This is a genomic window from Gluconobacter albidus (assembly GCF_002723915.1).
Lineage (GTDB): Bacteria > Pseudomonadota > Alphaproteobacteria > Acetobacterales > Acetobacteraceae > Gluconobacter > Gluconobacter albidus.
In genome coordinates, this window is the sequence record NZ_BEWL01000001.1 from 392,520 (window position 1) to 402,134 (window position 9,615).

6 protein-coding genes are annotated in these 9,615 nt (G+C 62.3%); all 6 read left to right on the plus strand.

Annotated features, from left to right (window positions below):
- Positions 1-4 precede the first annotated feature (4 nt).
- From GAL01_RS01895 to GAL01_RS01920, 6 genes are read left to right on the plus strand one after another with little or no spacing between them, the layout of a single operon-like run.
- Complete coding sequence (locus tag GAL01_RS01895) at positions 5-286, plus strand: hypothetical protein (protein ID WP_062027681.1); 282 nt, start codon at positions 5-7, stop codon at positions 284-286.
- The gene (locus tag GAL01_RS01900; protein WP_099253036.1) at positions 283-1,023 is read left to right on the plus strand and encodes a hypothetical protein; all 741 of its coding nucleotides are present in this window, start codon (positions 283-285) and stop codon (positions 1,021-1,023) included. The genes GAL01_RS01895 and GAL01_RS01900 overlap by 4 nt, the downstream gene beginning before the upstream one ends.
- Before the next feature lie 2 nt (positions 1,024-1,025).
- Positions 1,026-6,074 (plus strand): hypothetical protein, encoded by a 5,049-nt coding sequence (locus GAL01_RS01905; protein ID WP_062027683.1) that lies wholly within the window; start codon positions 1,026-1,028, stop codon positions 6,072-6,074.
- A gap of 1 nt (position 6,075) precedes the next feature.
- The gene (locus GAL01_RS01910) at positions 6,076-7,752 is read left to right on the plus strand and encodes a hypothetical protein (RefSeq protein ID WP_062027685.1); all 1,677 of its coding nucleotides are present in this window, start codon (positions 6,076-6,078) and stop codon (positions 7,750-7,752) included.
- A 6-nt stretch (positions 7,753-7,758) separates the two neighbouring features.
- A complete protein-coding gene (locus GAL01_RS01915; RefSeq protein WP_062027687.1) occupies positions 7,759-8,514 on the plus strand; it encodes a hypothetical protein in 756 nt (251 codons plus the stop codon).
- A complete protein-coding gene (locus GAL01_RS01920; protein WP_062027689.1) occupies positions 8,514-9,593 on the plus strand; it encodes a hypothetical protein in 1,080 nt (359 codons plus the stop codon). The genes GAL01_RS01915 and GAL01_RS01920 overlap by 1 nt, the downstream gene beginning before the upstream one ends.
- Positions 9,594-9,615: the final 22 nt, after the last annotated feature.

Below are 9,615 nucleotides of genomic sequence, written 5' to 3' on the forward strand. Positions count from 1 at the left end.
TGCCGTGCGTGTCGATCCGGAGCCGCAGTGGCTCTGGATCTGGCGCGCCTGGCATCGTCTTTCTTCAGAACGCCATGAAGCGCCCCATGGCATCATGATGCCGATGGGTGGCGGTCTGATCAGTGGCCGCCCCCGACAGATCCCCTGGTCATCCGTGCAGCTCTGGGCCGAACACCATGGGATGTCCATGCAGGAAATGGCCCTGCTCGATCGCTGTATCGTTCTGATGGACGAAGTTTTCATTCGCCGATGGGTCGAAAAACAGGAGCGGCAGAGAGCATCATGAGGCGACGGTCATCTGCTCTGAAATGGTCGGAAGTGATGCATCGGCAGATTGCGATCAACACGACTGCCGCTCTTTCCAGCCCGGCCCTTCATGCCCTTGTGGCGCAGGAGAGCCGGAGCCTGCGCGATGACGCCATCCACCAGGGACTGGCGTCGGGGGCGTATACGACCCGTGTCGATGGGCAGCTGGGGCGCCTGGAGGAAGAGGTCCGCCTCGATGGCGGGATCATCACTTATGTCTTCAGTGATCTGGCACAGGCCGCGAACTGGGCGCTGTCAGAATGCCGCAAGCGCTCACCCGTGAAGAGCGGGGCCTTCCGCAAGAGCTGGACCATCCTGGTCGACGAAAAGGAATGGACGCAGCCGGCTGCGAAGATCCCAACGGGATCGACAGTCTGGATCGTCAACACGATGCCCTATGCCCGCAAGATTGACGTTGGTGGCCAGAAAGTCCGCGTCGATCCAAAGATCGTGGAGAGCGTCCGCAGCAGCATGGGAAGCCGTTTCCCTTCTGTGAAAGCAGAGCGTGGCTTTCAGGCTCTGAAAGGCGGCCGCGATGCCCGTGGTGGGGCAGTTCCTTACATCCTGAAAAGTGCTGGCATCGCGTCGGGCCTGAGCTGGACCAAAAAGGCCGGCTGGAGCCGGAAACACAAGGCCTATGCCAGCCGTCGACCCGACCGGCAGGCCGGGCAGCAGATGCGTTATCCTACCCTTATCCTGACTGAACGGATCTCATAGCCATGGCGACCCTCACGCAGATCAACAAGATCGTCAACGATGTCAGCGTTGAGGATAACACTGCGGCGGGGGCAGAAAGCGCAGGTAAAAACCTCGATGCGCTCCAGGAGAAAAGTGACTCTGTTGCGGACTCCCTTTCCGGCATCGGGACCGCTGCCCAGGAAGCAGTGGAGGCCGTCGCGAAGACGGCGGACACGGCCTCGTCTGCTCTGGAAGATACGGCACAGTCCGGGGTCAAAAGCCTTTCCACGCTCCGACGCGCCGTCACAGGCCTCCGTCAGGAGGAAAAGGCCCTTCAGGAAGATCTCGACCGTTCCTCTGCTGCGGGCGCAGACACTACTGCCATCACGTCCAGGCTGTCCGAAGTTCAGGATACCCTGGGCAAGACCCGTGATCAGATCGCAGACCTGACGCAGCGCCAGAAAGCGGCGGCGGATGCGCAGGCCGCATGGAATGGCGAGCTGGGACAGGGCAGCGCGGCCACACTGGGCATGCGTGATGCGCTGATGTCTCTGGATCAGGCCCAGAAGGGTGTGGCCGGTGGTTTACAGGGCAGCATGACGGGATCCCTGAAATCCTTCCTTCAGATGTCGGCTGCGGCTGGCGATGAAGTCGCAAGCCTGACGCTCCGGTTGCAAAAAGAGCAGGACCGGCTTGAGCAGATGCGGGTTCAGGCCGCAGATGCCGTCGCTGACGGCATGTCGCAGTCTGATGCCGATGCCGGCGTGTCCAGCCAGCAGGCAAAAGTCGACACGACTTCCCAGCGCCTGAATGATGCCAGACGTCTGCGGGATGCGCTTGATCAGGAAGCCGAGGGACACAGGAACAACAGCAATGCCGCCAAGCTGGAAAGCTACCAGCTCAACATCCTGATGGATGAAGCTCACAAGTTTCTGGACATGGTCCTCTCAGGCGGCAATCCGCTTCAGGCCGCATTTTATGAAGTGCCGAACGCCGTGGGTGTCCTGGGTGGGTTTCGCAAGTCTGTCGATCTGGCGGTTAATGCCATGACGGGGCCAGCAGGGTATGTCGCGGCAGCGGCAGCTGTTGGTGCGGGTCTGTATAAAATGGGGTCCATGGCCGAGGAAGAGCAGTCCCGTCTTGCCAAACTCTCGACGCAGCTCAAGGCCACGCGAGACGATGCCCAGCATATGGCTGGCGCCATCATGTCTGCCTCTGACAGCCTCAAGGCCATGCCGGGATGGGATGAAAGCTCCGCCCGTACCGCTGCGACCACGATCGGCGGAACGTATAATTTCACCGGGTCGAGCACGGATATTTCGACGCTATCCGGGATTGCGCGCGATGCCGGAGCCATCTTCGGCAGTCTGGAGGACGGCCTCAAGGCGGTTCAGACCGCCATGGTCGATCCGACAGCCGAGATCGAGGCGCTGTACAAGCAGCACCTTCCTGGGGTGGATGCCGCCCTGGTCGAGCAGGTCAAAAACCTTCAGGCCAGTGGGCAGCAGGGTGTGGCTTACGCGCTGGTCATCGGCAAGATCCGGGATGCGTCGAAAGATGCCTATGATCAGGGCCTGACGCCGTTCCAGCGGTCTCTGGAGAACCTGGAGAAAGCGGCCTCGCCCGTCACCCATGCCATCAGTGATCTGGTGACAGGCATGGGCGGCCGCCTGCTGGAATGGCTGACGGATCTGATCAAACTGATCCCGACGACCACGAGGCCCACGACAGATGGTCTCGCCGGCAAGCAGCTTCTGGACAATTATGCCGGCGGAAATCATCACTACGGACTGGGTCAGGTCGATCCCCGCTATTCCTCCGGATATGACGTCAGCACGCCGCAGGGAAACATCGATGCGGCGATCAAGATTTTCCAGGAAGCAAACACCCGTGCAGGTGGAAACTGGGATAACACGCTCGCCTATTACAGCGGGAACAAGGTCGGAAGCTCCGGCCAGAAATCCTATAATTCCTCTGTCTATGGCTACGACATCAACACGCTGCCTTCTGACACGTCCAGCCTGATCGACACGGAAACGTCCCGCCTGGGCCTGTCCTCCCGTCTGGTCAATCTCTTCAAGGGCGTCATCGGTCATGAGAGCGGTGGTCACCAGTATGTTGATCACGCAGGCGGGGTGTCCGGATCTGCTGCGGCGGTCCAGCACGCCACATCCGCTGCGGTCATCGACAACACCCGCTCTGTCGCAGGAGGCGCGGCCGATGTAGCCGGTGGCTATTCGTCCAGCAGCTGGTCGGAGCAGCGGGCCGGGATCGAAGCCTATATCGAGGCGCAGCAGAAGCTCCAGACGACCCAGAAAGCGGGTTCCGAAGCCTGGCAGGAAACCCAGGAGCGCATCACCACGGCCAGGGTGGCGCTGGCCGACACACTGAGCCCGCAGGAGAAAATCACTCAGGGGCTGACGGACAGTCTCGATCCACTGAAAGCCCAGACGGGTTATTGGCGCAGCATGGCTGAGGTCGTGGCGCAGTTCGATCAGACGACGCGCGGTACCGGAACGGACCAGCAGGCCCTGACGGCTGCCATGGCGGCCAAGCAGAGGCAGCTTGCGGCCGCCTATGATGACGGAACGGTTTCGGCCGAACGTCAGGCGCGGTCTCAGGCGGCCATTGCCGACGCTGCGGGCGGATCTGCCGTGGCTCTTCAGCATGCCACGAATTACCAGCAGGCTTACACGGAAGCCCAGAACGACTTCAGCACGACGTCGCCTGAATTTGCCGCTGCGGTGGCAAAGCGGACGGCTGCGCTCGATGCCAGCACGGCTGCCCAGATAAAGACCCAGCAGCTTCAGCAGAATGCCGGACTGTCGGACAATCTGGATATGATCCAGGCCGAGACGGCCTCGATCGGACAGAATGCGGAGCAACGTCAGGTCAATCTGGCCGTCATGCAGGCGGAGCTGGAAAAGCACCGGCAGTATGGCGACGTTCTACCGCAGGAAGCGCAGGATTATATTGATCTGACCGGCCGTGTCGCAGAGGCCTCGGCAGAGTATCAGCATCAGCAGGAGACCTTGCAGGAGCTGACGGGAGATATTTCGTCGATGGCGGACACGCTGTCGAGCGATGTCACCCAGGCTTTCGTCGATGCCTCGAATGGCGGCGTGACCTTCAAGTCCGTCATGCAGGGACTGGAAACCCAGATCATCTCCATGGTGGCCAAGCTGGCGCTGATCAATCCGCTGCTGAATGCGATTGACGGTCAGAGCCGGACGACACTGGGGGATATTTCTTCTGTGCTTTCCGGGGCATCGTCATCCGGTAGCTTCGGGAGCGGAAGCATCGGGAGTGATCCTTTCGGCGGAGCGGGGACCACCATTGAGAATTTCTCTTCGGGGGGAGCATCTTCATCTGTCCTTGGCGGTTCCACGTCCTGGCTGTCCTCCGGCCTCAAGACCAACCTGTTTGGCACGGCCACGGTGGGCAACCTCCTGAGCGGGATTGGTGGGGGCTTCGGGCTCGGCTCGGCCCTGTCCGGCATCGGCGGCGGGACAAAGACCAACGGCATGATCGGAAGCGGCGGCGGAGCTGCAGCAGGCGCTGCAGCCGGATCGTTCATTCCGGTGGTCGGCACCATGCTGGGCGGTCTGATCGGCGGCGGTCTGGGCGGTCTTCTGGGCGGCCTCTTCGGGCACAAGAAAAACCCGTACACGATCGACCAGGTCATGACGACGGGAGGCTCGCTGTCGCTTGGCAAGACCTGGAACCAGGCCCAGACCGATCAGATCACGGAGCAGCTCAAATCCGACATCGCATCGTTCAACAAGGTCCTGTCCACGGACGGGGTCACGATCGGCGGCGGCAATGGCGGGCTACTGGGCACGGTCCGCGATGACAAGAACAACAAGGACAAGTCCCTCCAGTCCGTCTCGCTCACGGATCTGCTGAAACAGGCGACCTACAGCACGTCGGACGCCACGTTCCAGCAGGCCCTGCAACAGGGGCTGCCGAGCGATGCAACATCCGTCTCGGATTATGCAACGGCGATCGCCAACCTGAAGACCATGGCCGACACGGTCGACCAGCTGGGCGTTGCCGTCTCGAAGTTCAATTCGGACGGTACGGTCACGGTCGGCAGTTTCACCAAGGCCACCGGGGACCTGAAAACGGCTCTGGACACGGCGCTTGATGGCAAGTCGCTGTCGACGTCGGATCTCCAGACCCAGATCTCCACCATCACGACCTTCGTCGACACGACGATGCCGGGGCTGCTCAAGGCCACGGTCTCGGGGCAGCAGTCCTGGGTGGATCAGATGGCCGCGCTGAAACAGACCTATGAGGCAGCCGCCTCGCAGGCCAGTCAGTACGGGCTGGACGGCACCCAGCTGAATGCGAAGTACCAGTCGCTTTACGACCAGGGCTTTGCCTCCCAGCTGGACACGCTGCGGCAGAGCGATCTGTCGGTCCAGGCGCGGTACCAGACGGCCACGGGCGATGATGAAGGGGCCGCGCTGACGAACTTCGACGTCAGCGCGGACCAGCAGCGCCAGCAGCTGGCGGACGACTGGAAGAACTTCCTCGGGGACGCCTACACGTCCCAGAAGGAATATATCAGCCAGTCGGCCGACCTGGAAAAGACGCTCTCGGCCGAGCGCCTGAAGATCCAGCAACAGTACAATGACCAGGCGCTGCAAAGCGCTGAAAGCGTCATGTCCAGCCTGGAGACCTATGGCGCGGGTCTGGCCACGTCGGATGCCTCTCCGCTGTCGGCCGCCGATCAGTACAAGGTCGCGAATGACAACTTCACGACCGATCTGACGGCAGCCCAGGGCGGCAGCTTCACGGCGCTTCAGGCGATGCAGGGCGACATGCAGACCCTGCTGGCGCAGAGCAAGACCTTCAACGGGTCGGGCACGGCCTATGCCAATGACTATGACAGAGTCCTTCAGGCAATGCGCAGTCTTGGCAACATCAGCACGGACAGCCTGACGGCCTCCGCCATGAAGGAGCTGATGAAGTCCTCGACCGATACGCTCAAGGCCACGATGGACCAAATGGTCGATCTGACTGGAAAGGTGTTGAGCGAAATCCGCATGCAGAGCATGAAATCCACCACCGGAAAGGCAGCATGACATGACAGTGATCCGGGCAGTCGAGATCGACCTGGTCGATACCCTGGCTGTCCAGGTCGATGACCTTCCGGCCCATGGCAGCCGGCCACGCGGAACGCTGCGGCGGAGTGCGGGGTCTCTGGAGACGATCGAGACCCTGCGCTTCTCCGATATGGGTTACGTCGATGAAAACCATGTTCCCTATGTCCCGATCGTCACCCAGGCGTTCGATCTGGACCGCGGCATTTCCCTGACCTCGGACGCCCTCGGGGGCACGTCGTCATTCGGCTCGGTCACGCTGATCAATGATGGCTCCCTCGACACGCTCGTGGCCAGCCGCACGAATGACCATCTGCCCATCCGGATCCTGAGCGGGCGTAAGATTTTCGACCGGGACCGGGGGATCTGGCAGGATCCGAAGCGCTCGGATCTTCAGCCGGTCTTTGCGGGTCTGGGCACGCTCTGGCAGCCCGGACGTCGCACCCTGACCGTGCCCCTGCTCGGGGCGCTGTCCTGGCTCGATGTCACCATGGCAGGTCGGATCTATGGAGGCACGGGCCGTCTGGACGGAGATGCCAACGTCTCCGGCCGCGTCATGCCGACCCTGCGGGGGACGGCGTGCAACATCACACCCGTCCTGATTGATGCGGTCAATTACGTCTATCAGGTCAGCGATGCGCCGGCCGAGATTTCCGCGCTCTATGAGGGCGGCTTTGCGGGTGGCATCGCCTTCGGTGGTCTGGTCTCAGATCTCTATGCCCAGTCTCCTGCTCCTGGAACCTACCAGATCCAGAGAGGGGGAACCGGCACATGGATCCGGCTGGGAACACGTCCTGTCTATGGCATCACCGTGGACGCAGTCGGGTCGTTCCCCTCCGGAGCCGCGCCGCAGAACGTCCTGGACATCCTGCGCACGATGCTCCTGGAGGACTTCGTTCTTCCGGAATCCTACATCGACGTCCAGTGGCCAGCGCAGAGCCCGCTGGCCCCCTGGCGGGCAGGGTGGTTCTGGGATGGAACAGAAACGGTCACGGGACAGGACGTCGTCCGGACGCTGCTCTCGGGGCTGGCGCTTTCGATCGTGCCAACCCGGTCGGGCACGCTGCGGCCTGTCCTGCTGGAAGCGGTCGATGACCTGACCGCCTCGACCCTGACGCTGGATGCGACTGTCATCACCGACATCCAGTCCGTGTCTCTGGATGCCTCGCTCAATCCTCCGACATGGCGCTGGCGCATGGGGTGGCAGCATAATTTCACGGTCCAGACGGCCGGATCGGGTCTGCACCCGCAGGCCCCGGCCGACCGGCAGGCCCTGATCGCCGCAGCCGATCGCAATGCCGTCTGGTCCGATGCGACCCTGCGGACGCGCTGGCGGGTTCCGAACGATCCGACGCCGGTCGTCACGGCCCTGGCATCCGCGGAAGACGCCCAGACCGTCGCAAATTCACATGGCCAGCTCTGGGGTGCCTATCGCACCCTCTGGGCCATCACCATTCCGGTGGAACTGAGCTGGCAGGTCGACCTTGGCGATACCGTCTTGATTCAGGCTCCCATTCCAGGGCTGTCCTATGCATGCCTGGGCGTGGTTGTCGCGGAGCATGTCCGGGGCGGCGATGCGACGGCAACCCTTCAGATCCTGACCCTGTGGACCGTCCCGCAAGACGTGGACGGCGGTGATTTCGGGCCAGATATTATGTGAGACTTCATGGAAAACTGTGGACTTGGCTATCAGAACGCCGTGCTCTCCGCTGTCCTGTCGACCGACAGCGCCGCCGCAACGCTGCCTGTCACGAACCTGACCTCCCCGCAGGGCAATCCGGCCTATGCCTGGCGGGCGGACGCCACGACAGCGACCCTGACGGTGGCGCTGTCGCAGCGCGGGGGCGTGCGGGTCGTCTCGGTGCATCGCACCAACCTGACGGCGCAGGCCAGCTGGCGGATCGTCGTCAGCAGCGCCGGCAACGTCCTGCATGATGCAACCCAGCCCATGGCGATCGTGGCGGGTCAGGCGGTCTGCGTTCTGCCGGCCGAGCTGCAATGTGACGTCGTGGCGATCACGATCGCGGATCCGGGCAATCCGGACGGGTATCTCTCGGTCCCGCTGGCCTATGTCGGGCCGCTCTGGCAGCCGGTCCGCAACTTCTCCACCGACAGCAGCTCGGGCTTCAATCTTGGCGTCGATGAAGTAACGGCGCTGTCTGGCGCGGAATTTCCGCAGATGCGCTGGATCCAGCGAAAGGCCTCGATTGCGCATCAGTCCTATGGCGCGGCCGAGACCGCAACCTTGCGGGAGATCCAGCGGGTCGCGGCGGTCGGGGAGAATATTCTCTTCCTTCCGGATCCGGCGGCGGCCTCGCAGGAGGAGGCGATCTTCGGGCGTCTGAGCGGCGGCGACATCGGCAATCCTTACGGCCCCGCCGATCGGCGGAGCTGGACCTTCACCCAGACGGAGCGACTGTAATGACCATGCTGGCCAATTTTGTTCTGGAGACCGCCAGCAGTCCGGGCGTCGGGGACTTCGTGCTGAACGGCGCGGTCGCGGATCGCAGGGCGTTCTCCCAGGCATTTCCAAACGGCGGCCGGGTCTTCTATTTCGCGGATGACGGGACGCAGGCGGAATGGGGCGTGGGGACGCTGACGATCGGCAATCCCTGCACGCTGGCCCGCAGCCGGGTGATCGGCAACACGCAGAACACCACGGACCTCCTCCGCTTCTCCGGAGGGGTGCAGGTCTATAACGAGATCCCGGCCGAGTTTCTGGTCCAGCTGGATGAGAACGGCGCGGCGAGCCTCAAATCGCTGACCGTGCTTTCTGAACTGCTGGTCCCGCAGGTTTCAGACTGGAGCAGTAATCAGGCTGTCGGAGCCGTGGATGCCAAAAACCAGTTCGTCAAACAGGGCTGGAATTTCGCCAATTTCGGCACGAATCAGATTTATGCCGGCTGGCGCACGGATGGGTCAGGCCTTGGCCTTGCGGTGGACAAAACGGATCTCGGGAATGTGGCGTTCCAGTCCTGGGTTGGGCAGAACTATGCAACCACGATTCAGCTCAATACAGCGATGTCATCCGCCAACTCTGCCCAGGGAACAGCAAACTCCGCGCTTGCAGCGGCAAATACTGCGAACGGCACCAAGCTCAATATTACCGATGGGACGGCGACCCGCCTGACGGTCCTTTATGGTGCCATGCGCGCTCAATACCAGGACGACGGGAATTTCGTTATCTACTCCGGGACTGCGCCTGTGCTCAGTGTCAGCTCCCAGTCCATCAACTGGAACGGGCATGGCTTCGCCTTCACGGAAGACCTGCCCACGGATCCGGGGCAGAAAATCGTCATGGACGTCGCGACAAGCGTGTCCGCCGGTGGTCGCGTGACCTTCGCGGTGCCGTTTTCGGATACGCCGAAGGTCATGGCCCAGAATTTCGGGGATGGTGACGTGAACTGTCACGCCTATGCGCCGGACAAGAACGGCTTCTCGCTGCACATCAACAATGGCGGGACGACGGACATCACCTACATCGCCAAGGGTCCGAAGTAACCAGCCGCCCTGCCGCTCCGCA

What these genes read in the sequence shown, in the direction of transcription:
- GAL01_RS01915 (WP_062027687.1), top strand. Translation starts at nt 7,759, where the DNA reads ATGGAAAACTGTGGACTTGGCTATCAGAACGCCGTGCTCTCCGCTGTC.
- GAL01_RS01910 (WP_062027685.1), top strand. Translation starts at nt 6,076, where the DNA reads ATGACAGTGATCCGGGCAGTCGAGATCGACCTGGTCGATACCCTGGCT.
- GAL01_RS01900 (WP_099253036.1), top strand. Translation starts at nt 283, where the DNA reads ATGAGGCGACGGTCATCTGCTCTGAAATGGTCGGAAGTGATGCATCGG.
- GAL01_RS01920 (WP_062027689.1), top strand. Translation starts at nt 8,514, where the DNA reads ATGACCATGCTGGCCAATTTTGTTCTGGAGACCGCCAGCAGTCCGGGC.
- GAL01_RS01905 (WP_062027683.1), top strand. Translation starts at nt 1,026, where the DNA reads ATGGCGACCCTCACGCAGATCAACAAGATCGTCAACGATGTCAGCGTT.